Here is a 26,072-nt window from a genome sequence, read left to right as displayed (position 1 = left end):
CTTGACCAGTCGGCTTCTGCTTTCTCACGAAGACTTTTCGGCCCTTACGAGGGGTCGTGCAGCTTGGCTACGCGCTGGCCTTCTTTGTCGTACACATCGCCGCGCGCCGTGATGAAGAGGCGGCGCTGCTGGCTGTCCGTGAGCACGTAGGGAAAAGTACTGTTGGTGGTGCGGACGATGCGGCCCACCACTTCGGCATTGTCGTCATCGTCCACGCGCACCACTTTCAGGGCATTGGTGAGGTAGTAGCGCTGGCTGGGGTCGCTGCGGAAAGTGAGCTGCCCCACCAGGCGCACCGCATCGCCGGTTGTCTGGCTCATGGCGACCAGTTCATCGGTGTCATCGCCACGGGTAGCCGGGTACGGGCGCGTGGGCACATTGCTGCGGGCTTCCCGTGCGGCCGGCCGGGGCACACTGGCCACCACGGCCGGCGCCGCCGAGGGCGCGGCAGAACGTGTGCTGGCCACAATCTGCCCATTGGCGCGCTGCCACCCTTCGCTGATTGCGGTCAGGCGCGGGGTGCGCCCGGGGTGCGTAGCCGAGCCCTGGTCATCTGATACCGTAGCCATGGCCGCCTGGGCCTGGGCTAGGCTAGCCCCCAGCTTACGCAGCACGAAGCCCGAAAACTCATCGGCTTCCAGCTCATCGGCCGGCTGCGAACCACCGGGGCGCAGGGTGTGGCCGTTGAGGTGGTGGCCCATTTCGTGCGCCAGAATGCTAATGCCCGCCCAATCGGTGTGGCCGGCGCGGTTTACAGCACTCAGAAAATCGGGGTTGTACAGCAGGTACCGTTTGCCGTCGTACACCACGGCAGCGGCGTTGTCGATGTCGCGGGTGGCGCGCAGCTCAAAGCGCGCCTTGAGGCCCACGGCATCGGTGATTTCGCGGATTACGTCGGTCGGCGCCGGGGCGGTTTGGGCCGTGGCGGGAGTCGCAAAGGTTAAAGGCAGGGCCAGGAGCAGCGGGGCGGCCAGGCGGCTAATAAAACGAGGGAGGGGAGTCATAGCAAGAAGGCAGAAATGAATGACCATTGACCAGACTATGGCAAGCGCAGTGCCAGATATCCCTCGTGAGGCCCGGCCGCCAGCCTCATTCGAGATGAGGAACCCGGCAGTCCTACAAGGAATTGGCCCAACAAACCGATGGCCCAAGCAAGCAACGCCCCCGCCTGGTTTTCATTGCATAATAGCCCGGCGAAGCGGCTTGGCTGGAGACATTCGGAAGTAGGTGAATAACGATTTGTGGTTGATAGCAGTTCATTAACCAAGAGTCGCGGCGAGCCGCCAACGGTTGCGTTGCGCCCCGGCCCAAGCGGCACCGAAGTAGCTTTGCCCGGCCAGCCACTACAGCCCGGCTTATTTCCTGACTTCCCGCATGAGCCAAGCCCATATTCACCTCATTTTTAACCACGTGCCGATAGTGGGCAGCCTGTTCGCATTTGTGCTACTGGCGTCTGGCTTGGGGCAAAAAAATACCAGCCTGACGCGGGCCGGGCTGGTGGCAGTGCTGGCGGCTGGCCTGTTCTGCCTGCCAGTTCAGTTCACCGGCGAGGGCGCCGCCAAAATTGTGCAGGACATGCCCCGCGTCAGCCGGGCCCTCATTCAGGCCCATGCCGCGGCGGCCGAGCAGGGCTTTTGGGTGCTGGAAGGCGCGGCGGCGCTGGCGCTGTTTGCCCTGCTCCTAATGAAAAATACCTCGCCGCGCGCCCGGCTGCTGGCCTTGCTGGTCCTGCTGGCAACCGGGCTCAGCTTCGGGCTGCTGGCCCGGGCTGGCAACCTTGGCGGTCAAATCCGGCACACCGAAATTCGCGAAGGCTTCGGCACCCCCGACGAACTATAATCCTCACCTCTTCTACCCAAACGCTCCTATGGCATTCCCTTTCTTTGGCGATGATAAATCGTTGGTGGCGAAGCTGCTGGCCACCCTGCCCCAAACCGGCCGGCTGGAATGGATAGGCCAGCGGCCCCTGCGGCGCGAGCCCCTCGTGCAGGTGCAGGAAGTTGAGCTGAAAACCGATTCGCACATGCTCGGCGACCACGCCCGGCCCAAGCCCGGCGGCAAGCGCCAAATCACGCTTATCCAGCACGAATCCCTGGCATCGGTAGCTCAATTTCTGGGGCTGGATGCGCCCATTGAACCCGGCCGCCTGCGCCGCAACCTGGCCGTAAGCGGATTGAACCTGCTGGCTTTGAAGAACCGCCGAATCCGAATCGGCGACGAGGTTATCCTCGACATCACCGGCGAGTGCCACCCCTGCTCGCGCATGGAAGAAGAGCTGGGCCCCGGCGGCTACAACGCCATGCGGGGCTACGGCGGCCTCACGGCCCACATCGCCCAGGGCGGCATCATTCGGGTAGGCGATGTGGTGCGAGTCATTGAATAAGCAGTTTGTATCGCGTATGTTAGCTAGCCCGGGCCCCAAGCCGACAACTGATATGATTCCGCTTAACTTTTTCAACGAAAACTCATCCTTAAACCGAAAATCTCACGTAGGTGACGCCGCAGGCGTTCCTCCGAACCGCCACGGCTCGCTTTGATTTATTTTTTACTTAAACCTTTCATTCATTCTATGTTAACACCCCTACTTTTGCTGCTACCTCCGGGCCGGCAGCTCCGTCGTATTTTGACTGTTGCGCTAAGTGCGGTGCTGGTGCTGGGTAGCTTTGCGGCTCAAGCCCAGACCCCAGACAGATTTTACGGCCTCGGTACCGCAACACAGGACATTCAGGCAGGCAGCAATGCTTTATTTTTAGCGGGAGCCAACAAGGGTGACCAAGGTCTTGTTTCCTTCTTTACTGCTATTAATTTTTCGGGTGGTGTAAATCCGGCCTCCCTTGCAGTTCTGGTTACCGGGGTCTCGACCGGACAGGTTCTGGTAGGTATCGACTCGCGCCCCAAAACCGGGCAGTTATACGCACTGGGCTACAATTCAGCCGCTACCACGGATAATGCCCAAGTGTATACCGTGAACTTTGGCACCGGAGCGGTTACGCCAGTGGGCAGTGTTATCACTATAAACCTGGGCAGCGCTACGGCAGGTCAGATTGGCTTCGACTTCAACCCCATCGTCGACCAAATTCGGGTAGTAAGCACCACAGGCGCCAACTATCGGCTGAGCCCCATCGACGGCTCGGTCATTTTCGCCGCTAGCTCCCTGGCGTATGCTCCCGGCGACCCCAACGCCGGCAAAACGCCGGGCGTGGTCACGGCCGCCTATTCCAATTCTTCCGTTACCAGCACTAGCACTTCGCTCTACGACATCGACAAAGTAAACGGCAGCATTCTTTCCATTCAAAGCCCCCCCGATGCTGGTACACTTACTACGCAGGCTACTGTTCAGTATGGTCCTGATAACCTGAGCACCTCTTTGTACCTAAGCCTTGACATTGCAAATAGCTCCACCACCGGCCTATTAGGCCAGATACAAGCGCCGGTAAGCGGCCTTTCAGCCTTTAACATCTTTGATTTAGACCTGAGTACAGGGGTTGCTAGTAATAAGAGGAATGTTTCAGCAGGCGCTTATACATCTGGCTTCAACGTATTCGACATTGCCTTTCCCCTCACCCCCCCCACTTGCAACGCCCCCACCAACCCTACCGCTGGCGGCATTACCAATACCTCGGCCTCGGTGAGCTTCACGGCCAGCGCCTCGGCCACTAACTATACCGTGACCGTGACGCCCGCCGGTGGCACCGCTACTACCCAAACGGCGACTTCTTCGCCGGTAGCCCTGACGGGCCTGACGCCCGGCACTAGTTATACCGTGAGCATCGTGAGCAACTGCTTCAATGGAGTTCTCACCTCCAGCGCCGTTAGCACCACTTTTAGCACCACGGGAACCACGCCTACGCCGTGCGACGCACCTACCAACGCGGCGGCCAGCAACGTGACCAGCAATTCGGCCACCGTGAGCTTCACGGCCAGCGCTACGGCCACAAATTACACTTTTACCCTAACGCCAACGGGCGGTACGGCCAGCACCCAAACCGTTAGTGCCTCGCCCGTGACCCTGACCGGCCTCACGCCCAATACGGCTTACGCCGTGAGCATTGTGAGCAACTGCGCGGGCGGCGCTACCTCGGGGGCCGCTACCACCAGCTTCACCACGGCGGCTGCGCCCAACCCCGCCCCCACCATTACCAGTCTATCGCCCAACTCGGCTACGGCTGGTGACCCTGGATTTACCCTCACGGTCAATGGCACGGGCTTCATCAGCGGATCGTCGGTGAGCTTCAACGGCGTGGCCCGTACCACCACTTTCGTGTCAGCGACCCAGGTAACGGCCGCCATTCCGGCTTCTGATATTGCGACCCCGGGCACTTACGGCGTGACGGTTGCCAATGCCGCTCCGGGCGGAGGCACCTCGGCCCCCGCCACATTTACAGTGAATGCACCGGTGGTGAATAACCCGGCCCCGACCATTACCAGCCTGTCCCCCGCGGCCGTGACGGCCGGCACCGCCGCGCAGACGCTGACGGTGAATGGCACCAACTTCCTGGCCTCTTCGGTGGTCAACTTCAACGGCGCGGCGCGCACCACCACCTTCGTTTCGGCTACCCAGCTCACTATTGCTCTGTCGGCGGCCGACCAGGCGACGCCCGGCGCTTACCCCGTTACCGTTACCAACCCGGCTCCCGGTGGGGGCACGTCGGCCGCGGCTACGTTTACGGTAAATGCCGTGCCGGTGCCAGCGCCTACGCTGGCCGTTACGCAGGGCGGCACCAGCTACCCCAACAATGGCACTGCCTATAACTTTGGCAACCAACTGGTGGGCACGACCAGTGCACCGGTGGCTTTCACGCTGACCAACAGCAGCGCCGACCCGCTCACGATTAGCAGCATCACCACCACCGGCAACTTTGCCGTGAGTGGCACCGCTCCCACTACGGTGCCCGCCGGCGGCACGGCTACGGTGAGTGTGACGTTTACGCCTACTGCATCGGGTACGCGCACCGGGACGTTGGTGATTAATTCCAACGCTTCGAACGCCGCTGTATACACCGTCAACCTCAGTGGTAATGGCCAGGTGGCTACTCCCAACCCCCTAATTGCCGTAAGCCAGGGCGGCAATGCGATTGGCAACGGCGGCAGCTTCAGTGGCTTTGCCAGCACCACGCAGGGCAGCTCCTCGGCCCCGGTGACTTTCACCATTACGAACGGCAGCGCCACCGATAACCTCACCCTCGGCACCTTCGCCCTGACCGGCCCGTTTGCCTTCAGCGGCACCGCGCCCACGAGCGTGGCCCCCAACAGCTCCGCTACGTTCAGCCTCACGTTTACGCCCACTTCGATTGGTACGAACTCGGGCACGCTGAGCATTCCCAACAACAGCCAGACCAACAACCCCTACGTTATCAACCTGAGCGGCCAGGGTACGGCGCCGGCTCTGACCGACCTTGTAGTGGACAACACCCGCAACATTTCGGGCAGCTACAACAACGTAACCATCACGAAGACGGGCGTGGCCACGCTAGTGGGCCAGCTCAACGTAGCGGGTACCCTCATCGTGCAATCGGGAGGTGCGCTGCTGCAAAACTGCCAGCCGATAACCGGCCCCGGCAACTTTGTGCTGGAAGCCAGTGCGGCTCTCGCCATCTGCGACCCGGCTGGTATTGCGACCACCGGTGCGGTGGGTGCGGTGCAGGTAAGCGGCTCCCGCTTCTTTAGCCCGGCTGCCAGCTACGCCTACAACGGCACTGTAGCCCAAGTAACGGGCCCGGGCCTGCCCAGCGAGGTACTCAACCTAGCCGTGGTGAATCTATCTGGCCTTACGTTGAGCCAGCCGGTGGGCGTGAAGCAAGTGGTACGCTTGCAACTCGGCAGCCTGAATACCAACAACCAGGCATTTACCCTGCTTTCTTCCATCGACGGCACGGCACTGGTAGATAATACCGGCGGCCTTGTAATTGGTACCGCCTCGGTGCAGCGCTACATCGACCCCAGCCGCAATAGCAGCGTGGGCTACCGCCACTATAGCTCGCCGGTGGCCAACAGCACGGTGGCCGACTTGGCGGTACCAGGCGTTTTCACACCCGTTGTGAACCCTGCTTACAACACCGTGGGCAATACCGCCACGCCTTTCCCTAACGTGTACGGCTACAACGAAACCCGCGTGACCACGAGTGGCAGTGCCGGCTCCATCGATTTTGATAAAGGCTTTTTCTCGCCGAACTCGACTGCTGACCCTCTGCGGGTGACCCGTGGCTACACGGTGAACATCTCGGCCCAGGCCATAGTAGATTTTGTGGGCACCCTCAACAACGGCTCGCTGAGCACTGCCAGTGACGACCTGAACCCCATTGGCCTGACCCGCGGCCCCCAAGCCCAGAGCGGCTGGCACCTGCGCGGCAACCCCTACCCCGCGCCCCTCGACTGGAACAAGATGATTAGCAACAACCGCCTCGTCAACATGGAGCAGGCGCTGTACGTGTTCAAGAGCAGTGGCCAGTACACCGGTTCTTATGCCAGCTACGTCAACGGCGTGCGTAACAACGGGGGCTCCAACGTGCTGCCCGTGGCGCAGGGCTTCTTCGTTCGCACCAGCCCAGGGCTAGTCGGCAGCATTGCCTTCACCAACGCCGAGCGCCTGACCACGTTCGACAATACGCCCTTCCAGCGCGGCACCGCCGACACCCGGCCCCAGCTGACGCTGGCCTTGGGCAACGCCACGGCCCGCACCCAGGCGACCATGTACTTTGAGCAAGGCGCCACCGCCAGCTTCGACGGCGCGTTTGATGCCGTTGCCCTGCCCGCGCCCAATGGCCTGACTTTGGCCACCGAAACCGCTGCCGCTGAGCCACTCGCCATCAACGGCCTGCCCGCCCTCGGCAACGCCGACGTGCTGCTGCCCCTGCGCGTGGCCGCCCTCACGGCCGGCACCTACACGTTGACGGTTGACAACCTCGCCAACCTGCCCGGCAACTACCACGCCTATCTGCGCGACGCCCTGACCGGCACCTTCACCGACCTGGCCACCGCCAATTCGTTGAGCCTGAATCTGGCGGCGAATGGTGCAGCTGGTGGCCGCTACGCCGTGCTCTTCACCACGCAGGCCCGCGTACTGGCCACGGCTCCGGCCGCCCTGGCTCAACTGGCCAGCGTTTACCCCAACCCGGCTCACGGCGCGGCTACCCTGCTCCTGCCCTTGTCGCTCCGCGGCAATCAGGCCACGGTAGTAACGGTGGTCGACAACGTGGGCCGCGTGATGCTGACGCGCACGCTGGCCGCCGGCGCTGGCAAAACGCTGGAGCTGCCCGTAACGGGCCTGGCCCCCGGCGTGTATTCCGTGCTGGCCCGTACCGCCGCTGGCCTCGTAGCCAAACGCCTGGTAGTGCAGTAAATTAAATGCTGCAGCCAGGAAAGCATTCCTGACTGGTATTGAGAAAGTCCCGCCTGCATCAGGCGGGGCTTTTTTTTGTGTTTGCTGCGTTGGGTGCGGGCAATAAAAAACCCCTCGCCAAGGGCGAGAGGCTTTCTGAGCTATGAAAACAACTGTCCTTTTGGACATAGCCGGACCTACGCGGGCGGCTCAGCTATCGGATTGCCGACGGCGACAATTTGTGCGGCTTCGCCATAGGTACCGACCTCGCTGGCAGCGAACCCGCCGCACAGCAGCAGCCAGCCACGGTATTAAGCGCCATCCATGCGCACGATTTTCGGAGTAAACGAGCCCAGTACGTCCACGAGGTCGCGCTGGTGGGCCATTACCTGGCGGATGTCTTTGTAGGCGGCGGGGGCTTCGTCGAGGCCGCCGCCCATTAGCTCAACTCCGTGGTCGCGCAGCTCGCGGCGCAGCTCGCCTTCGGTAATCTTGGCCTTGGCCTGCGTGCGCGAGAGGCGCCGGCCCGCGCCGTGCGAGGCCGAGCTGAGTGAATCCCGCTCGCCGCGGCCCCGCACGATGTAGCCGGGGGCCGTCATAGAGCCGGGAATGATGCCGAGCACGCCCTGGCCCGCGGGCGTGGCCCCCTTGCGGTGCACTATGGCGGCGCGCCCGTCGGCCAGCACCTCCTTCCAGGCGAAGTTGTGGTGGTTTTCGACCTGGGCCAGGGGTTTTTCGCCCAGGGCTTTGCTGATGCGCTTGTGAATGTCGTGGTGGCAGGCCGAGGCGTAGTCGCCGGCCAGGTTCATGGCCGCCCAATACTCCTGCCCTTCCTGCGAGTCGAGCGAGAGCCAGGCCAGGTGGCGGGCTTCGGGCGGAAGGGGGCATTTGTCCATGGCCACTTTGGTGTAGTGCTGCGCAATGGCCGCCCCCAGCCCCCGCGAGCCGCTGTGCGAGAGCACGCCCACATACTGGCCCACGGGCAGGTGCAGGTCGTTGGTGGGGTCGGTGATGTCCACCATCCCGAACTCCACGAAGTGGTTGCCGGAGCCCGACGAGCCCAGCTGCTTCACCGCCGAGTCCAGCTTCTGGCGGGCCACACCAATCTCCCGAAACTCGGGCCGCTCGAAGATGGGGTCGTCGGTGTTCACCTTGCTGAACACCTCTTTGTTGCCAAACTTGGTGTGGTGCAGCAGCAGCTTGCGCAGCTCCTGGCGGCGCTGCTCGAGGTAGGCGGGCGGTAGCTCAAACACCGACAGCGCCATGCGGCAGCCAATGTCCATGCCCACGCCGTAGGGAATCACGGCGTTGTCGGTGGCCAGCACGCCGCCAATGGGCAGGCCGTAGCCCTGGTGGGCGTCGGGCATGAGGGCACCGTCGAGGGTGATGGGCAGCTGCATGGCCACGTCCATTTGCCGGCGCGCGCCATCCTCGATGAAGTCGTTGCCGTAGCGGCGGTAGTCTTTTACTTCGGGCTTCAAGGCCACGTTGCGCGAGGGCTGCGGCACCAGCAGCTCGGCTACGGGCCGCCAGTTTTCGTCACGCACGTACTTAAACGGGTCGTCCTTGATTTGCTTGAGCAAGGCCAGGGCGCTGCCTTTGTCCATTTTGCGAAAGTCCTTTTGGGCCAGCACGTCGAGGGCGCGGCCAATGGCGGGGCCTTCGGGAAAGCCGATTTTGCGGAGGTCGTTGCCCCGGAGCTGATTGGCCATAGCGGAGATTAGATGGTGAAGGAATGGGTGTACGAGCCGCCCCGTGTGATGTTTTCGCAAGCAAAGGCCACAGAAAAGCCTCTACTGTAGCAGTAGAGGCTTTTTGGTTTCTTAACTAAGAGCATCCAAGAGTAATACCTTACTCACAGTTCAGTTTAATGGGGCTGAGGCATCGGCCGGTTTGGGACGGCACGCCTAGTGGTGCCGCCCCGGCCGACGACTGTCCTGGGTGGGCAGCCGTTCTCCTCAACTTTCGAAGTACACTTCGAGTGTACCTTTTAACGGTTTTTCTATCACTTTTAGTTTATTTACTAATAATAAACCATTAGCAACCACAGCGCTAGCCATTGGCATCGGCCCAAACCGAGCAGCTTGGTTTGTCAGCAAATTCACTCGATTTCAAAACGAAAGAAGCCGTAGTGGTTTGCGGCCATCGACGCCTCGAAAAATATTGAGCCAAACAAGAATAATGGCCCGGCAATCCAAGAAACAAGCTTTTTGTGGAGACACTTGACCAGCTCAATTTCCACGTACGGATGGTTACCGATGCCGCGGACTCGCCCAATTCTGAGCTAAAACACCATCGCGCCTGTTGCTCAGCTGCGCTTGCCAACCTGCGCCCAGACTTCGCAGTACACCCAGCACATGCCCCGCCTCGCTACTTCCGACCATTACACCCTCGATTTACCCGAAGGCCACCGCTTCCCCATTGCCAAATACGCCTTGATACGGGAGCAGTTGCTCTGGCAAGGCATCGCCGCTGCGGCCGATTTCTACGAGCCCGGGCTGTGCGCCGAAGCCGATGTGCTACGCGTGCACACCGCCGAATACTGGCACAAGGTGCGCGACCTAGCCCTCAGCCCTGCGGAAGTGCGGCGCCTGGGCCTGCCCCAAAGCCCGCAGCTGGTGCGGCGGTCGTTGAGCAGCAGCGCCGGCACGCTGCAATCGGCCTTGCATGCCCTGCAGGATGGCGTGGGGCTGAACCTGGCCGGCGGCACCCACCACGCCTTTGCCGACCGCGGCGAAGGCTTCTGCGTGCTCAACGACCAGGCCATAGCGGCGGCGCACTTGCTGGCCCACGGGCTGGCCAAGCAGGTTTTAATCGTGGATTTGGACGTGCACCAGGGCGATGGGACGGCCAGCATTTTCCGGCAGGAGCCGCGCGTATTCACGTTTTCGATGCACGCCGGCGCCAATTACCCGCTGCGCAAAGAACACTCGGACCTCGACGTGGCACTGGAACTGGGCACCGGCGACGAGGATTACCTGCGGCAGCTCCAGGAAACCCTGCCCGCGCTGCTGGCGCAGGTGCAGCCGGATTTCATCTTTTATCAAGCCGGCGTGGACGTGCTGGCCACCGACAAGCTCGGCAAGCTGGCCCTCACGCCCGCCGGCTGCCGGCAGCGCGATGAATTTGTGCTGGGCCTGTGCCGCACCCATCAGCTGCCGGTGGCGGTGAGCATGGGCGGGGGCTATTCTGAGCGGCTGGCCGACATCGTGGATGCTCACTGCAATACGTTTCGGGTAGCGTTTGAACTATGGCCGTAGGAATGCGCCTGGGCGCGTTCAGCCGTCGAAGGGCGCTCATTTACACACCATACGAGAGCACGCCAGCCCAACGCGGCTGGACCAGTCCGTACCTTTGCATTCCATGAAAAAAGCTGATTCGGCGCATCCCGCGCCCATTACCGTTCCTGTTCGACTAGCCGATAAAACCGCTGGCTCGCCAGCCCAACAGGCCTTTCGGCAGGCCATTCTGGACGTGGAGAACCTGCGGGAACGGCTGCGCGACCTCCGCGCCGAGCAGGCCGAAGCCCGGCGGCGCTACTGGCAGCAAGTGGGGCCCGCGGCCACGGCCGTGGTAGCGGTGCGGCGCAGTTTGTTTCCGTCGTTGGAAGAAGCGCTGCTGTTGGGCTACTTCAGCCGCCTGGAAGAGCAGCAGATTACGGACTTGATTCTGGGCAATGCGCGGGCACTGGAAGAACGGTTTGGGGAAGATGAGGGCGCGATAATTCGCAAGTATGCGCCGGCCGGGCGCCGCCCCGCCCCCAAGGCCAACGCAACGGCCGCGGCCAATGCGGGCGCCGCGGAGGATGAGTATATCCCCGACCCTACCCTGCCGCCGCACGAGCAAGCCGCCGCCCGAGCCCGCGCACGCCGCAAAACCAAAACCCAGCGCACCCAGGAAGCCGCCGAGCAAGCCGACCGCCAGCACCTGGAGTCGAACGCCAAGACCATTTACCGCCAGCTGGCCCGCACCCATCACCCCGACCTGGAGCGCGACCCCAACAAGCAAGCCGATAAAACGGCCCAGATGCAGCGCATCACCGAAGCTTACGAGGCCGACGACCTCTACACGCTGCTGCAGCTGCTGGCCGAATCGGGCCCGGCCGATGCCGAAGCCGACGACGTGCTGGCGCGCTACACGCGGGCCCTGCTACAGCAGCAAATCACGCTGAAGCAGGAAATGAACGAGGTAAAATATGGTCCCACCGGCTATCAGGGAGCATCGGCCAAAAAGCAGGAAGCGGAGCTGCGCCAGCTCAAGCGCGACCTGCGGGCCGAGGCGGAATACGTGCAGCACGTGGGCCTGCTCCTGCGCGAGCCCGACGGCTTGCGTGATGTGCTGCGCCAGCTAGCCGCCGAAGGCATGGACAGCATTTAACACGCACCAGCCCGTTCTATAAATCGCCTGTCACACAATCGCCGTCTGTCATGCAGAGCGCAGCGAAGCATCTTATCACCGCTGCACGAGTCGTCCGGGCGTGATAAGATGCTTCGCTGCGCTCTGCATGACAGACGATTGGCAGCATAGGCTGATTGTAACAGCTGGCTCTACTATTACTCTTAAGCGCCTTTCGAAGCCAGGATATCAACCATTTCAATCTGGGGTGGGCTGGCCCACAAATCGGCGTGGGTGCCGAGGGCAGCAGCTACCTGACCGGCGAGGTGGGCTTTGCGGCCGGCCTCGTCGGGAAAAGTATCGAAAATACCGAAGGTGGAGGGGCCCAGCCGCAGGGCGAACCAGGTGATGGTGGCGGGCTCAGCCTGCACAAGGGGCAAGGCGCCCGCCAGAAAATCGGCAACTGTTTGTTCGTGGCCGGGCTTTACTTCGAGGCGGACCAGTAGGGCAACTTTTACCATGAGATTGGGCTGTTAGGAGTGAAACTATATCTACAACGAAAGTTGGGCTGTTTTGGCTACTGCGGGCTAACGGCTACGCGATAAATGCCAACGCAGCCTGCACCACGCCGGCATCGCGCATGATGCGGTTGTGGCCCAAGCCGCGGGTGGCCCGCAACTCGGCCCCGGGCCAGGCAGCGGCTATCTGCCGGCCTTCGGCGAAGGGGATGATTTCGTCGTCTTCATCGTGCAGCACCAGCACTTTTTCGGCGCCGGTGCCCGGGCCCGCTACGGCGGCTCCAAAAGATGAGGCCGGGCGGCCGGTGGCCTGCTGCACGTAGGCGGCAAATCGCTCCACAAAATCATTTGGCAGGTGGAGGAAATCGGCGAAGCGTTCGGCCACCTCCCGCGGGCCCACCGGAGCACTCAGCAGCACCAGGCGGGGCAGCGGCACGCCCGCAGGCAAGCGCACCGGCAGCCCAGCCACCGAAGCGGCACCAAATGAATGGGCCACAATGGCGCGCACCTCGCCCACCGTATTCACCACCGCCTGCACGGCCCCGCTAAAACCCATGAGCGTGGTCTGCTGCCCACCCGAAGCGCCGTGCGCCGGCCCATCCAGCGCCACCACCCGGTAGCCGGCCGCTACCAGCGGCTGCACCCACGCCCGCCAGAAGCTGGCCCGGTGCTCCCAGCCGTGCACCAGCACCACCGCCGGCGCAGCGGCTGGGCCCCACTCGTACACGGCAACCGGGCCGGTTTCGTAGGGTACGGTGCGCCGACGCGCCTCGGCCAGTGCCGGCGCCTCCCAGGCCTTGAGGGGCAGGCGCCGGGGCGTGCAAAACAGCTTCCACGCCTGCCGAAAGGCTAGTTCCGGCGCTACGGCCGAAAGCACCCGGAGCTGCAGGCGCAGCCACCGCAGCCCAGCCGGAGGCGAGGGGTAGCGCAAGCGCGGCGCCACGCGGGCAGCCACTTCATCGGAAAGAAAATAGTCGTGAGCGGGCGAGAACGTGTTGGTCATGACAAGGAAGTAAGGGCGAAGAATGGCCAGGCAAACGGGCTTCGGCAGAGAATCACGCGAGCAACTCCAGCCGCAGCTGCCCCACGATGGAGTGGTAGGGAGTGGCGTCGTGCACGCGGGCTACCTGCAGGGCACCCGCCAGCGTGGTGAGCACCTGCAGGGCCTTGGCCGATGGGCTGCCCACGAAGCGCAGCGAGCCCGTGGCGCGCCCTGCGGCCAGCACCTGGGCCAGCCACGCGGTGAGCTCGCTATTGAAGGTGCGCAGCTCGGCTTGCATAGTGGCTGGCAAAGTGCGGAAATCGGCAGCCAGCGCGCCAAACATGCAGACCCGGCACTCGTGCCGGGCGTGGCTGTCGTACACAGTCAGGAGGGCTTCCAGCTGCTCGGCGGGGGGCAAGTCGGCCACGCGGGGCAGGTCGCGCCACTTGCGCAGGCGCCGCAGCTGGCGCGCCACAATGGCCGTGCCCAGGTCGTCTTTGCTAGGGTAGTAGTAATGTATCGCAGCGGGCTTCATGTCCAGCTCGCGGGCGATGTGCTGGTAGCTAAATGCGTTGAATCCGCGCTCCAGCAAGAAGTCTTCGGCCAGGTCGAGGATACGGGAACGGGTATCACCTGGCAGGATAACGGAAGTAGCTTGGGTAGTCATAATAAGCCAAAGGTACCACTTACTAACTAATAAGTAAGTATACCCTAAGCCCACAAAAAAGCCCTTCTCACAGCGGAGAAGGGCCCGAAAGAAGCAGCAACGCCGGTGGGCTAATCAGCTTCCTCACTGGAAGGCAGGCCCAGTAGGTCCACGGCGGCCTGCACGGCTTCGGCACGGTACGCGGGTGCCGTCGCCGGAGCTTTGAGCAAGCGCAGCAGGCGGTGGTATTTCTGGCGGCCTTCGGCCAGCATTTGCTCGCTCACCTCGATGGTGAACACCCCAAACGGCTCCACTTTCTGCACCCCCACCAGCAGAAACCGCTCGGCCCGCAGGGCATCGGTGTAGAAGGCCGCCTGCCGGTCGTAGTCGTAGGCCGAGCACTGCCACAGGAAATGGTCGGCGTCGCGCGCCATGGTGGTTTTAAAATCGATGATGGTGAACGGCTGGTCGGGATGGTCCACTATCAGGTCGGCGCGCAGCTTGCAGAGGGTATCAGTTTCGGGCTCGGTGAAGAGCACGCTGGTTTCCGAAATCCCCAGAGTAAGCAGCTCGGCTAGGTGCGAATTGAGCTTAACGCCCTCCACCAGCCACCACACCAGCGTATCGTTGAGGCCGGGCTGGCCGGCAACGTAATCATCTGGTTCGAGCAGGGCGGTGTGGAACGCGGTGCCGAAGCTCAGCGCCCCTTCATTAGAACTGCTTTGGGGGCGCGGCGGGCGGCCATCCAATGCGTCGCGCAGCCGCGAAAGGTCGGAATTGGCAATGGCGGGCAGGGCGCGGTAAGTGTCGTAATCGAGGCGCAGCAGGTCGGGGCGGCGGTACGGAATAGCGGATTCTGGCATGGTTGAAAAGGTAACAGGAAAAAGCGCATAATGGCTCCGCTTGGGCACCAGCCCGCGCCGGAGTCAGCAGTTTTGGGGCAGCGTGCGTACTCCGCTTCAGCGGGTTGCGAGCCCGGCCGTTCCACTCCTTTTTTACCTCATGGCTTCCTGGATTCCTTACGCGCTTCTCTCGGCCTTGTTTGCCGCCCTGACCGCCATTTTCGCCAAAATAGGCATCAAGGGCGTCGATTCTGATTTGGCCACGGCCATTCGCACCGTCGTCATTCTGCTGCTGGCCTGGGGCATAGCCCTGGCGCGCGGGGCCACGGCCGGGCTGCCGGCCCTCACGGGGCGCACGTGGCTGTTTCTGGTCTTGTCCGGCGTGGCCACGGGGGCGTCGTGGCTGTGCTACTTCCGCGCCCTCAAGCTGGGGCCCGTGAGCAAAGTGGCGCCCGTAGACAAGCTGAGTGTGGCGCTGGCCCTGGTGCTGGCCGTGGCGTTTTTGGGCGAAACCATTTCGGTGCGGGGCGCGCTGGGCGCCGGGCTCATCCTGGCCGGTACGGTGGTGCTGGTTTGGGCCTGAGGCATGGCCCAACTTTCCTTAAAAAGGACCGTTGAAAGCCCATATGAAGAAGTTCTTGTGCCTCCCTTACCTTTTGGCTGCCATTGTGGGCTCGTTTTCCGCGCAGGCCCAAAAAGCTCCCTCGCCTTATCACACCCGCTTTGCCACCGACGGCCCCATTACCCTGGGGCTCACCGGCGTGAATGTGGCGGGCCTGCTGCTGATTCGTGCTAAAACCGGTATCAGCCCCGAGGCCGCCGTGGCCCTCAAAAAATCTGACGTGCCGTTCTTCGACCGCTTTTCGGCCGGGTATTACGACGAAGGCTACCGCACCGTGAGTGACTACACCCTAATTGGCTCGCTGATTGGCAGCCCGGCTATTATGGCCCTCGACCCCAGCATTCGGGGCCGGGCTGGCCAGATTGCCGGCCTCTACGTGCAAACCATGGTGGCCACCGGGGCTATTTTCACCATGGCCGCCGGCACCGTGTACCGCCAGCGCCCCCTCACCTACTCCTCCACCGCCTCCATTACCGAGCGCACCCGCCAAAACGCCACTAACTCCTTCTTTGCGGGCCACACGGCGTATTCGGCCGCGGCCACCTTTTTCGCCGCCAAGGTTTTTCACGATTTCCACCCCGACTCGCCAGCCCAACCCTACGTGTGGGCGGCTGCGGCCTTGGTGCCGGCCGCCGTGGGCTACTGCCGCATCGAAGCCGGCAAGCACTTTCTATCCGACAACCTGTTGGGCTATGCCGTGGGCGCCACCCTGGGCGTAGCGGTGCCCCAATTGCACCGGACCGCCGCCGGCGCCGGCATGACCGTGCTCCCCATGCAAGGCATCAATACCAACGGCTATGCCTACGGCGGCCTGCTGCTCAGCAAGCAGCTATAAGAATTCGGCCGGGCCTGGGCGCTATGATTTTGGCAGGCGCCAGGCTACCGACACGTTGAAAACGCGGCCTTCCACCGGCGCCCACAGCTCGCTAAAAACGGGATTGCCGAAGGGTGCCTGCACTACTTTTTCGCGGCGCGTTTGGCGGTAGTCCAGCACGTTTTCGCCGTTGAGGGCCACCGTCCACTCACCGGCATGGTAGCGCACCAGGGTAGCAAAAAGCGGGTAGCCGGGCGAGGTGAGGCCATTGGAGAGGTACTGCCGGCCAATGTAAGAAGCCTCCAGCCCGGCGCTGAAATGGTCGGTGAACTCGACCAGCCCCATGGCCGCAAACTTGTGCCGGGCCGCCAGCGGCAGGTGTTGATTCACCAATTCATATTGCCGGCGGGCATCGGTGAAAACGTAGCCCAGGTAAAGCTCCGTTTCGTCGGCGCGCAGGCGCACGTAGGTTTCCAGCCCGCGGGTAGAGAGCGGCGCGGTGGCATTGGCCCAGGTCAAATAGTTCTGGCCGTAAGGACCGGAAAAACCGGCTCCATTCAACACCAGCGGGTTTTGCAGGCGGGTATAAAAGAACGACTGGTTTACGTTCAGCACCAGCGGCTCATCGAAGCCAGCCCAGGTGTGCTGGTAGTTCACGTCGCCGTTCAGACCCAGCGAGGTTTCGGCGCGCACGCCCCGCAAGGGCTGCACCAGCGGGTAATCCCGCTCGTCGAGGCTATTGATGTAGGGCACCGGCGCGCGGTAGCCCAGGCCGCCGTTGAGGCGGGCCGTCACGGCACTGCTGGCTTTGAAAAGCAGCGCCAGCCGGGGCAGCAGGAAGCTACCGAACTGGTTGTGGTGGTCGAGGCGCAGGCCGCCCTGCAGGCGCAGGCGGTCGGCCAGTTGCCAATCGTCCTGGGCAAAAGCGCCCACCGTGGCGTAACGGTACGGGCTGCGCAATGGCGTGGCGCTCCGGTTGAAGGACGCCAGCTGCTCGCCATTCACGTTTAGCCCAATTACCAGCGTGTGGCGCGGCCCGGCCGGGTGCAGGTAGCTGGCTTCGGTATAATACGTGGTTTGGTAGGCTGTAAAGGCATCCGCATTGGTGCCGACGTCGCGCACGAAGTCCGTGGCCGTGGCCTTGAGGGTAAGCCGGCCGCCGCCCAGGCTTTCGTTGGTGTAAAGCAAGTCAGCGGTATTGCGCAGGCTGGTATTATCCACAAAGAATAAATGGCCGGTGGCCACATCCGGCCCCTGCTTCAGCACCTGCAAGTCGCCGGCCCGCCGGGTTTCCAGGGTGCCGGTGTAGCCCAGGGCCAGCTGGCTATGGCCGTTGGGGTAGAAAAACAGGCGCGGGTGCAGGTTCAGGTTGCGCACCCGGGGCACGTCCACGAAGCCATCGCCGTCGATGTCTTTTTCCGTTTGCTTCACGAGCCCCACAAAAGCCGAATAGCCCCAGCGGCGCCCACGCCGGGCCGCAAAACTGCTCAAATCGGTTTCGCGCAGGCTGGTTTGGTTGAGGCTCAGCGCATACTGGGGCGCATCCAGCGTGGGCGTTTTGCTCACCAGGTTCACCAGCCCCGCAATGGCGCCGCCGCCATACAGCGTCGAGTTCGAGCCTTTAATCAGCTCAACCTGCCGCAAATCGAGCGGCGGCACCGTCAGCAGTCCAAACGAGCCAGCGAAGCCCCCGTACAGCGGCACGCCATCCCGCAAAATCTGCGTGTATTGCCCGGGCAGGCCTTGCAGGCGCAAATCCAGGTTGCCGGTGGTGGGAGAAGTGGGCTGAATCTGAGTACCGGCAATGTCGCCAAACAGGCTGGCAATGCTGGCCGGCTTGATGCTGCTTTCCTCCTCCATTTCCTCGGCGCCGAGCACCTCCACCCGCGTGGGCAGGTCCTCGATGTGCGAGTTGGTGCGGGTAGCCGTCACCAGCACCTCCTCCTCAATTTCCTGGGCGCTAGGTGCTAGCAGCAGCGTAAGTGTGGCGCCGGCCGCCGGCGCCGCTACCACCCGGGGCCGAAAGCCCAGGGCCGTGATGCGCAGCCGCGTGCCCGGCGCCGGCGCGGGCGTGAGCACGGCCGCCCCGGAAGCATCGGAGGCAGCCCCCAGCGCCGTGCCCGTCACCGCCACACTAGCCCCAACCAGCGGCTCTTGCCGGAGTGAATCGCGCAGCAGCACCCGCAGGCCTTGGGCGCTGCTCAGTTCCGGCAACAGCACCAATGCCAGCAGGCCAGCCAGACGGACAAAAAAGGCAGAACCAGCCGGCGCAGGAGTGGGCATAAAAGAATACTAAGCTGAAGAATCAGCGAAAGTACTCAGGCCCTATGCACTGGCCCGATTGCCGGTCCGGAAAAGCGGGCTCCCCTCCTTCCAATGCCGCACTTTGGCCGCAATTTCGGCCAGCCCGGGGTTGTGAATGCTGCCCAAGTGCGTGGTATGGAACTCGCGGTGCGGCACGTAGCTGCCGTCTTCCACGGCCCGGCCCACCTGCTGGTAAGCATCCCGAAACGGCACGCCCGCAATAATCAGCTGGTTGATGTTTTCGACCGAAAAAATGGGGTCGTACTTGGCCTGCTCAATTATGCCGGGCTTAATCTTGATTTCGGGCAAGGCAAACAGCAGGATGTCGAGCAGATTGGCAAACTCCATCATCGGCCCAAAGAGCAGTTCTTTGAGCAGCTGGAAGTCGCGGTGGTAGCCGCTGGGCAGGTTGCTGGTGGCCAGAATAATGTCGTTGGGCAGCGCCTGCAGGCGGTTGGCGTGGGCCCGTACCAGCTCAAACACATCGGGGTTCTTCTTGTGCGGCATGATGCTCGAGCCCGTAGTAAACTCCTTGGGCAGAGTCACAAAGCCCAGGTCCTGGCTGTTGTAGAGCACCAGGTCGTAGGCCAGCTTGCCCAAGGTGCCGGCCGCGCCCGCAATGGCGAAAGCCACAGTCTTTTCGGTTTTGCCGCGCAGCATCTGGGCGCCCACAGCACTCACCGCCACGCTGCCAAAACCCATTTCCCGCGTCGTCATTTCGCGGTCAATCGGGAAACTGCTGCCAAAGCCCGCCCCCGAGCCTAGTGGGTTTTGGTCGGCCACCAGGTGTGCGGCCTCAAACAGGCTCAAATCCAGCAACAGGTGCTCGGCATAAGCCGAAAACCACAGCCCAAAGCTACTGGGCATTGCCGCCTGAAAGTGGGTATAGCCCGGCAACAAATCGCCCTGGTGCTTCTCCGCTTTCTGCAGAAGCACGTTGGCTAAGGCCAGCATTTTGGCCGAAATCTGCTCCGTGTAGTCTTTAATGAACAGCTGAATCGCTGTCAGTACCTGGTCGTTGCGCGAGCGGGCTGTGTGAATCTTCTTGCCCGCATCGCCAAACTTCTCCGTCAGGTAATACTCTATTTTGGAGTGCACATCTTCGAACTCTGGCTCAATTTCGAAGATACCCGCTTCTACTTGAGCCAGCAACTCATCCAGGCCTGTAATCAGTTGCTCTCGCTCCGTTTCGGAAATCAGGCCCACTTTGGCCAGCATGTTGGCCTGAGCTTTGGAGGCCTGCATATCGAAATACGCAAGGTGCATGTCCAATTCCCGGTCCTGGCCCACCGTGAATTTCTCAATGGTTTCGTTGACGGAGAATCCTTTTTCCCAAATCTTCATAGCAGACTTTTTACAAAAATTAATCGGCTGTCATGCTGACGAAGGAAGCATCTTATCACGTTCGAACGATTCGTTCCGCGGTGAGAAGATGCTTCGCTGCGCTCTGCATGACAGGCGGTTGGCCTATTTAATTAATACTCAATCAGAAATCAAAGTCAGTCAGCAGGGTGATGTAATCCTGAATACCGGCCCGAATTTCACTCACCAGAATATACTCGTCCGGCGTGTGCGAGCGGGCACTTTCGCCCGGCCCCATTTTCAGCGTTTCAAACGGCATCATCGACTGGTCCGATAGCGTTGGTGAGCCGTAAACCTGCTTGCCCATGGCTAATCCCCTACGCACCAGCGGGTGGTTTTCAGCGATGCTGGAGGAATTCAGATGCGTGGAGCGCGGCACAATTTCCGACTGCACATGCGCTCGGATGATGTCAACGATTTCTTGATTCTGGTACCGCTCATTGGTACGCACATCCACCACAAACTGGCAGCGGTCAGGCACTACGTTGTGCTGCTGACCGGCTGAGATTTGCGTTACTGTTGTTTTAACCGGCCCCAGTAGCGGCGACACCCGCGGAAACTGATACTGGCGCAGCCATTGAATATCATCTAGGGCTTTGTACAGAGCATTTTCGCCTTCGTCGCGGGCGGCGTGCCCGGTTTTGCCATGGGCCGTGGCATCTAGCACAATTAGCCCTTTTTCGGCGATGGCCAGGTTCATGCCGGTGGGCTCACCCACTATTCCCAAATTAATGGTTCCCAATTCTGGCAGTAGATTCATAATTCCGTTTGCGCCCGAGATTTCCTCTTCGGCGGTAATGGCGCAAATCAAATTAAAAGCATTTGCCTTGTTCTGGAAATACAGAAACGTGGCTAATAAGCTCACGGCCGATGCGCCGGCATCATTGCTGCCCAGCCCAATTAATTTACCGCCTTCCAACACTGCTCCAAAGGGCGGATAATTCCAGCCCGCGCCCGGCTTCACGGTGTCGTGGTGTGAATTGAGCAAAATGGTGGGTTTCGCCGCGTCAAAATGCTGCGAAATGGCCCATACGTTATTCTTTTGGCGTTGTGGTGTTACGCCGTGTGCTACCAGAAACTCCTGAATGAGCGTGGCCGTCTGGTCTTCTTCGCGGGAAAAAGAAGGCGTTTGAATTAACCGGATTAATAAGGCGACAGCATCGTCGCTAAGCTGATTAATTAATTCAGACATAGCTCCGTTTTTAGCGTGCCATTGATGTGCAGCGCGTGCTCAACAATTACTTTCTCAACGCCGTAATTCAACGCATCAAAAGCGTTTTCTAATTTCGGCAACATACCGGCCGCAATTATTCCCTGCTCTTTTAATTCCGAGTAATTATCCGGCGTAATTTTAGAAATAACCGATTGATTATCGTTGACATCCGTTAATACGCCGTTTTTTTCAAAGCAGAAATGCAGCTCCACCGCATATTGCTGGCTCAATGCTTTGGCCAGTGAAGCAGCAATGGTGTCGGCGTTGGTATTGAGCAACTGGCCGTGGCCGTCGTGGTTTATGGGGCAGAATACTGGGGTCAGGCCCAGGTCCAGAAACTGGTGAATCAGGCTGGCGTTGATGCTGGTCTCGTCCAGGTCGCCCACATAGCCGTAGTCAATTTCGCGCACCGGGCGCTTCACGGCTTGAATAACATTGCCATCGGCCCCGCTGAGACCCAGGGCGTTGACGCCTAGTTTTTGCAAGCCGGCTACTACTTGCTTGTTGGTTTTTCCGGCGTAAAACATGGTGACAATGTCCAGCGTGGCGGCATCAGTGATGCGGCGGCCGTTCACCATTTGCGGGGCAATGCCCAGATTGGCCATCATCTCGCTGGCGCCTTTGCCACCGCCGTGCACGAGAATTTTAGGCCCGCTGACTTCCGAAAACAGGCGCAGAAATTCCAGCAAATCGGGCTCGTGGTCGATAATACCGCCGCCTATTTTAAATATCTTGAGCTGGGATTTCATTATTACTTAAATATTTACGCAGTTGCTTGGTTTGCAGCCGATATTTCAAAATAACGTTGGGTTTTGTTGCAGGCAAAAGTAGGGGCTTTTACCTTTGCGCCAGAATTGAACCACTTGGAACAGTTGCTCGTTTAAGCGACCGAACCAGTTTTCACCGCCATGTCCCCTTCGGTTTATACGTCTAGCATGCTTGCCCTCGCCGCCTGGCCAGGAGTAGCCGGCGTATGCGAAACCGCTTGCGCACTGGTGCGACGACCCTAGCGGCTTCAACAGCCGCATGTTGGCCCCTTGGCCAGCCCTTTTGAGCCGGGCTAGTATCCGCTCAACTTACAGACAGGTTTGGGCTTTAGCAGGAATCTCCCGTATAAAACAACGGCGGGGTTACCGGACAGCCGCGTATCTATCCCTAAGTATTTTATAATCAATGACAATTCGGGTTGCAACGGAAGCGGACGCTCAGTACGCTGACTTATTATGCCAATGGTACGTTGAGTCGGCCAAAACGCGGGGCACCGGTATCGCCAAGCGCGAGCCGGCTTACGTGGCCCAGAAAATGGCCAGTGGCGATGGTATTATCGCCTTTGTCGATGGCGAATTGGCTGGCTTTTGCTACATCGAAACGTTTGACGATAAGACCTTTGTTGTCAATTCGGGCCTGATAGTGAATGCCGAGATTCGCAAGGGCGGCGTGGGCCGGGCCATCAAGCAAGCGGTGTTCAACCTCTCGCGCACCAAGTACCCGCAGGCCAAGATTTTCGGCATCACGACCAGCTTGGCCGTGATGAAAATCAACACCGATTTGGGGTACGAGCCCGTGACGTTCTCGGAGCTCACTTCCAGTGAAGACTTCTGGAAAGGCTGCAAAAGCTGCAAAAACTACGGCATCCTGATGGAGAACGAGCGCAAAATGTGCCTCTGCACCGGCATGCTCTTCGACGCCACCGATAAGCTCGTGCAGGTACAAGTACCCGATTTCGCCGCCGTAGACGCAGGCGCTCAACTCCTTACTCCCGACTCCGCATCCGATTCTGCATCATGAAGAAAAAAGCCATATTAGCCTACAGCGGCGGCCTCGACACGTCGTTTTGCGCCGTGTATTTGTCGCGCGAGCTGAACCTGGAAGTTCATACCGTCATCGTTAACTCCGGCGGCTTTTCGGCCGAGGAACTGGCCGGCATTGAGAAGCGCGCCTACGAGTTGGGCTCGGTGAAGCACGAAGTCATTGACGTGACCGACCGGTTTTACCACGACTGCCTGCGCTACCTGCTGTTTGGCAACGTGCTCAAGAACGATACCTACCCGCTGTCGGTGAGCGCCGAGCGCATGTTCCAGTCCTTGGCTATCGCTGAATACGCGCGGGCCAACGAGGCCGACTACATCGTGCACGGCAGCACGGGCGCCGGCAACGACCAGGTGCGTTTCGATGTGGCTTTTTCGGTGATTGCGCCCAAAACGGAGATTCTCACGCCCATCCGCGACCTCAAACTCTCGCGCCAGGCCGAGATTGAGTACCTGCAGAAGCAGGGCTTCGAAATGAGCTGGGAAAAGGCCCGCTACTCCATTAACAAAGGCATCTGGGGCACCAGCGTGGGCGGCGTGGAAACGCTGACCTCGCACGAGGCACTGCCGGAAAGCGCCTACCCGTCGCAATTGCAGCGGCAGGATACGGAGCGCGTGGAAATCACCTTCGAAAAAGGCGAACCGGTGGCGCTGAATGGCGAAACCCTCGCTCCCGTTGAGCTGATTCAGAAGCTGAACGAGTTGGGCTCGGCCTTCGCCATCGGCCGCGACACGCACGTGGGCGATACCATTCTGGGCATCAAGGGCCGCGTGGGCTTTGAGGCGCCTGCGCCGCTCATCCTCATCAAGGCCCACCACTTGCTGGAAAAGCACACCAGCACCCGCTGGCAGCTGCTGCACAAGGACTACATCGCCAACTGGTACGGCACGCTGCTGCACGAGGCGCAGTACCTCGACCCGGTGATGCGCGACATGGAAGCTTTCCTGGAGTCGTCGCAGAACCACGTGTCGGGCAAAGTGTTCGTACAGCTCAAGCCGTATCAATTCGACCTGCTCGGCATCGAGTCGAAGTACGACATGATGCAGTCGAAAGTGGCCACTTACGGCGAAGAAAACAACGCCTGGGACGCCCGCGACGCCCGCGGCTTCATCAAGATTTTCGGCAACCAGCTGAAGATTAGCGCCAGCCTCAACGATGAAAATTAAGGCCGGCATTGTGGGCGGCGCCGGTTACACGGCCGGCGAGCTCCTGCGCATTCTGCTCCACCACGAGTTCGTGGAGCTGGGCGGCATTGTCAGCTCTTCCAACGCCGGCAACCCCATTCACCAGGTGCACGACGACCTTCTGGGCGATACCGAGCTGGTGTTTGCCTCGGAGCTGGCCGGCGATGAAGACGTTGTGTTTCTGTGCCTGGGCCACGGCAATTCTAAGGCGTGGCTGGCGAAGAATTCCTTGCCCGAGACCACGCACGTCATCGACCTGAGCAACGACTTCCGCCTGGCTGCCGACCAGGAATTCGACGGCCGCGAGTTTGTGTACGGCTTGCCGGAGCTGAATAAAAGCCGCATCCAGCAGGCCCAGAGCATTGCCAATCCGGGCTGCTTTGCCACCGCCATTCAACTGGCCTTGTTGCCACTGGCGCAGGCCGGCCAGCTGACGGATGACGTGCACGTGTCGGCCATCACGGGCTCCACGGGTGCGGGACAGAGCTTGTCGGAGACGGTGCACTTTTCGTGGCGCACCAACAACGTGTCCATCTACAAGCCTTTCACGCACCAGCACCTGGGCGAAATCGGCGAGAGCCTGGGGCAGCTGCAGCCGCAGCTGGACCTAGACATCAACTTCATCCCCTACCGCGGCAATTTCTCGCGGGGCATTTTCGCCAGCGTGTACACGCCGTCGGAATTGAGCCAGGACGAGGCCCGCGAGCTGTACAAAAATTTCTACGCCGAGGCACCGTTCACCACGGTTTCAGACAAGGAAATTCACCTCAAGCAGGTCGTCAACACCAACAAATGCCTGCTGCACGTGCAGAAACTCGGTAAGCAGCTGCTCATCACCTCGGTTATCGACAACCTGGTGAAGGGCGCTTCGGGGCAGGCCGTCCAGAACATGAACCTGCTTTTTGGCCTGCCCGAAACCACAGGCCTTCACCTCAAATCGGTGCTTTTCTAATGGAGCTTTTCAACGTTTATCCGCTCGTCAACATCACGCCGGTAAAGGCCCTGGGCGCCAAGCTCTGGGACGACAAGGGCCAGGAGTATCTGGATTTCTACGGCGGCCACGCCGTTATTTCCATCGGCCACAGCCACCCGCACTACGTGCAGCGCCTCACCGAGCAGCTGCAGAACATCGGCTTCTATTCCAACTCGGTGCAGATTCCCATTCAGCAGCAGCTGGCGCATAAGCTGGGCCAGGTATCTGGCTACGAGAACTACTCCTTGTTCCTGTGCAACTCCGGCGCCGAGGCCAATGAGAATGCACTGAAGCTTGCCTCCTTCCACACTGGCAAAAAGCGCGTGATTGCCTTCAAAGGCGCTTTCCACGGCCGCACTTCCGGGGCGGTAGCCGCTACCGACAACCCTAAAATCGTAGCTCCCTTCAACGCCGGCCACGCCATTTCCTTCGTGGAATACGACTTGGCCGCGGTGGAGCAGCTCCTGCAAGGCGGCGACGTGTGCGCTGTGATTATTGAGCCGATTCAGGGCGTGGGCGGCATCATCATGCCTTCCGATGAGTTCCTCGTTGGGCTGGCCGCACTGTGCAAACAGTACGGCGCGTTGCTGGTTGCCGACGAAGTGCAGAGCGGCTACGGCCGCAGCGGCAAGTTCTTTGCCCACCAGCACGCCGGCATCCGGCCTGATGTCATTTCGGTGGCCAAGGGCATGGGTAACGGCTTCCCCATCGGCGGCATCCTGATTGCGCCGGAGTTGAAAGCCTCTTACGGCCTGCTGGGCACCACGTTCGGCGGCAACCACCTGGCCTGCGCCGCCGCGCTGGCCGTGCTGGAAGTTATTGAGCAGGAAAACCTGCTGGCCCACGCCACCGAGCTAGGCCAGTACCTACGCACGGAACTGGAAGCCAACGCCGGCGCCGAGGAAATCCGCGGCCGCGGCCTAATGGTAGGCATCAAATACGACTTCCCCATCAAAGACTTACGCGACAAGCTGCTGGCGGAATACCATATTTTTGTGGGCAATGCCTCCGACCCCACGGTACTCCGCTTGCTGCCGCCGCTCAATATTACCAAGGCCGAAGTCGACCGGTTTCTGCAGGCGCTGTACGCGCTGGTGGGCAAAGAGGTAGAAGTAAAAACGGTGTAGAGACGCGACACTTCGCGTCTTGT

Annotated in this window: 21 protein-coding genes; 11 read left to right on the top strand and 10 right to left on the bottom strand. The window is 61.0% G+C overall.

Annotated features, from left to right (window positions below; translation table 11 throughout):
• Positions 1–44 precede the first annotated feature (44 nt).
• Entirely contained in the window at positions 45–1,004 is a 960-nt protein-coding gene (locus tag LJ738_RS02910; RefSeq protein ID WP_227784819.1) for a M48 family metalloprotease, read from the bottom strand.
• A 370-nt stretch (positions 1,005–1,374) separates the two neighbouring features.
• On the opposite strand from LJ738_RS02910, the gene LJ738_RS02905 reads away from it, so the two are divergent.
• From LJ738_RS02905 to LJ738_RS02895, 3 genes are all read left to right on the top strand, one after another.
• Complete coding sequence (locus LJ738_RS02905; protein WP_227784818.1) at positions 1,375–1,839, top strand: hypothetical protein; 465 nt, start codon at positions 1,375–1,377, stop codon at positions 1,837–1,839.
• Positions 1,840–1,867: 28 nt separating this feature from the next.
• The gene (locus LJ738_RS02900; protein ID WP_227784817.1) at positions 1,868–2,383 is read left to right on the top strand and encodes an MOSC domain-containing protein; all 516 of its coding nucleotides are present in this window, start codon (positions 1,868–1,870) and stop codon (positions 2,381–2,383) included.
• A 186-nt stretch (positions 2,384–2,569) separates the two neighbouring features.
• Positions 2,570–7,339 (top strand): choice-of-anchor Z repeating domain-containing protein, encoded by a 4,770-nt coding sequence (locus LJ738_RS02895; protein ID WP_227784816.1) that lies wholly within the window; start codon positions 2,570–2,572, stop codon positions 7,337–7,339.
• Between the two features lie 290 nt (positions 7,340–7,629).
• On the opposite strand, the gene LJ738_RS02890 is transcribed toward LJ738_RS02895, so the two are convergent.
• Positions 7,630–9,030 (bottom strand): RtcB family protein, encoded by a 1,401-nt coding sequence (locus LJ738_RS02890; protein WP_302716877.1) that lies wholly within the window; start codon positions 9,028–9,030, stop codon positions 7,630–7,632.
• A 645-nt stretch (positions 9,031–9,675) separates the two neighbouring features.
• Here LJ738_RS02890 and LJ738_RS02885 point away from each other — a divergent pair.
• On the top strand, positions 9,676–10,578 hold the full coding sequence (locus LJ738_RS02885; RefSeq protein ID WP_227784947.1) for a histone deacetylase family protein: 903 nt from the start codon (positions 9,676–9,678) through the stop codon (positions 10,576–10,578).
• Between the two features lie 103 nt (positions 10,579–10,681).
• Positions 10,682–11,695, top strand: coding sequence for a J domain-containing protein (locus tag LJ738_RS02880; protein ID WP_227784815.1), 1,014 nt, complete (start codon positions 10,682–10,684; stop codon positions 11,693–11,695).
• A gap of 182 nt (positions 11,696–11,877) precedes the next feature.
• Here the strand turns inward: LJ738_RS02880 and LJ738_RS02875 are convergent, their stop codons facing one another.
• The 4 genes from LJ738_RS02875 to LJ738_RS02860 form a co-directional block, all read right to left on the bottom strand.
• On the bottom strand, positions 11,878–12,174 hold the full coding sequence (locus tag LJ738_RS02875) for a putative quinol monooxygenase (RefSeq protein WP_227784814.1): 297 nt from the start codon (positions 12,172–12,174) through the stop codon (positions 11,878–11,880).
• A gap of 73 nt (positions 12,175–12,247) precedes the next feature.
• Complete coding sequence (locus tag LJ738_RS02870; protein ID WP_227784813.1) at positions 12,248–13,174, bottom strand: alpha/beta fold hydrolase; 927 nt, start codon at positions 13,172–13,174, stop codon at positions 12,248–12,250.
• Between the two features lie 52 nt (positions 13,175–13,226).
• Positions 13,227–13,820 (bottom strand): TetR/AcrR family transcriptional regulator, encoded by a 594-nt coding sequence (locus LJ738_RS02865; protein WP_227784812.1) that lies wholly within the window; start codon positions 13,818–13,820, stop codon positions 13,227–13,229.
• Between the two features lie 110 nt (positions 13,821–13,930).
• Positions 13,931–14,662 (bottom strand): PD-(D/E)XK nuclease-like domain-containing protein, encoded by a 732-nt coding sequence (locus tag LJ738_RS02860; RefSeq protein ID WP_227784811.1) that lies wholly within the window; start codon positions 14,660–14,662, stop codon positions 13,931–13,933.
• Between the two features lie 139 nt (positions 14,663–14,801).
• Between LJ738_RS02860 and LJ738_RS02855 the strand changes: the two genes are divergently transcribed.
• Together LJ738_RS02855 and LJ738_RS02850 are read left to right on the top strand one after the other, a co-directional pair.
• Entirely contained in the window at positions 14,802–15,224 is a 423-nt protein-coding gene (locus LJ738_RS02855) for an EamA family transporter (RefSeq protein WP_227784810.1), read from the top strand.
• A 73-nt stretch (positions 15,225–15,297) separates the two neighbouring features.
• Positions 15,298–16,098 (top strand): phosphatase PAP2 family protein, encoded by an 801-nt coding sequence (locus LJ738_RS02850; RefSeq protein ID WP_227784809.1) that lies wholly within the window; start codon positions 15,298–15,300, stop codon positions 16,096–16,098.
• 21 nt (positions 16,099–16,119) lie between these two features.
• Here LJ738_RS02850 and LJ738_RS02845 read toward each other — a convergent pair whose 3' ends face one another.
• The 4 genes from LJ738_RS02845 to argB form a co-directional block, all read right to left on the bottom strand.
• On the bottom strand, positions 16,120–18,360 hold the full coding sequence (locus tag LJ738_RS02845) for a TonB-dependent receptor plug domain-containing protein (RefSeq protein WP_227784808.1): 2,241 nt from the start codon (positions 18,358–18,360) through the stop codon (positions 16,120–16,122).
• A 42-nt stretch (positions 18,361–18,402) separates the two neighbouring features.
• Positions 18,403–19,725, bottom strand: a complete 1,323-nt coding sequence (gene argH / locus LJ738_RS02840) for an argininosuccinate lyase (RefSeq protein ID WP_227784807.1) — start codon at positions 19,723–19,725, stop codon at positions 18,403–18,405.
• Between the two features lie 142 nt (positions 19,726–19,867).
• Positions 19,868–20,935 (bottom strand): M20 family metallo-hydrolase, encoded by a 1,068-nt coding sequence (locus tag LJ738_RS02835; protein WP_227784806.1) that lies wholly within the window; start codon positions 20,933–20,935, stop codon positions 19,868–19,870.
• The gene (argB, locus tag LJ738_RS02830) at positions 20,923–21,705 is read right to left on the bottom strand and encodes an acetylglutamate kinase (protein WP_227784805.1); all 783 of its coding nucleotides are present in this window, start codon (positions 21,703–21,705) and stop codon (positions 20,923–20,925) included. Before argB ends, LJ738_RS02835 begins: the two co-directional genes overlap by 13 nt.
• Before the next feature lie 424 nt (positions 21,706–22,129).
• On the opposite strand from argB, the gene LJ738_RS02825 reads away from it, so the two are divergent.
• The 4 genes from LJ738_RS02825 to LJ738_RS02810 are packed head-to-tail and all read left to right on the top strand — an operon-like array spanning position 22,130 to position 26,049.
• Positions 22,130–22,744, top strand: a complete 615-nt coding sequence (locus LJ738_RS02825) for a GNAT family N-acetyltransferase (RefSeq protein WP_227784804.1) — start codon at positions 22,130–22,132, stop codon at positions 22,742–22,744.
• Positions 22,741–23,931, top strand: a complete 1,191-nt coding sequence (argG, locus tag LJ738_RS02820) for an argininosuccinate synthase (protein ID WP_227784803.1) — start codon at positions 22,741–22,743, stop codon at positions 23,929–23,931. The genes LJ738_RS02825 and argG overlap by 4 nt, the downstream gene beginning before the upstream one ends.
• Complete coding sequence (gene argC / locus LJ738_RS02815; protein WP_227784802.1) at positions 23,921–24,901, top strand: N-acetyl-gamma-glutamyl-phosphate reductase; 981 nt, start codon at positions 23,921–23,923, stop codon at positions 24,899–24,901. Before argG ends, argC begins: the two co-directional genes overlap by 11 nt.
• Positions 24,901–26,049 (top strand): aspartate aminotransferase family protein, encoded by a 1,149-nt coding sequence (locus tag LJ738_RS02810; RefSeq protein WP_227784801.1) that lies wholly within the window; start codon positions 24,901–24,903, stop codon positions 26,047–26,049. Before argC ends, LJ738_RS02810 begins: the two co-directional genes overlap by 1 nt.
• Positions 26,050–26,072: the final 23 nt, after the last annotated feature.

Source organism: Hymenobacter plasmatis (assembly GCF_020711255.1).
GTDB lineage: Bacteria > Bacteroidota > Bacteroidia > Cytophagales > Hymenobacteraceae > Hymenobacter.
This window is presented reverse-complemented; position numbering and strand designations above follow the sequence as displayed.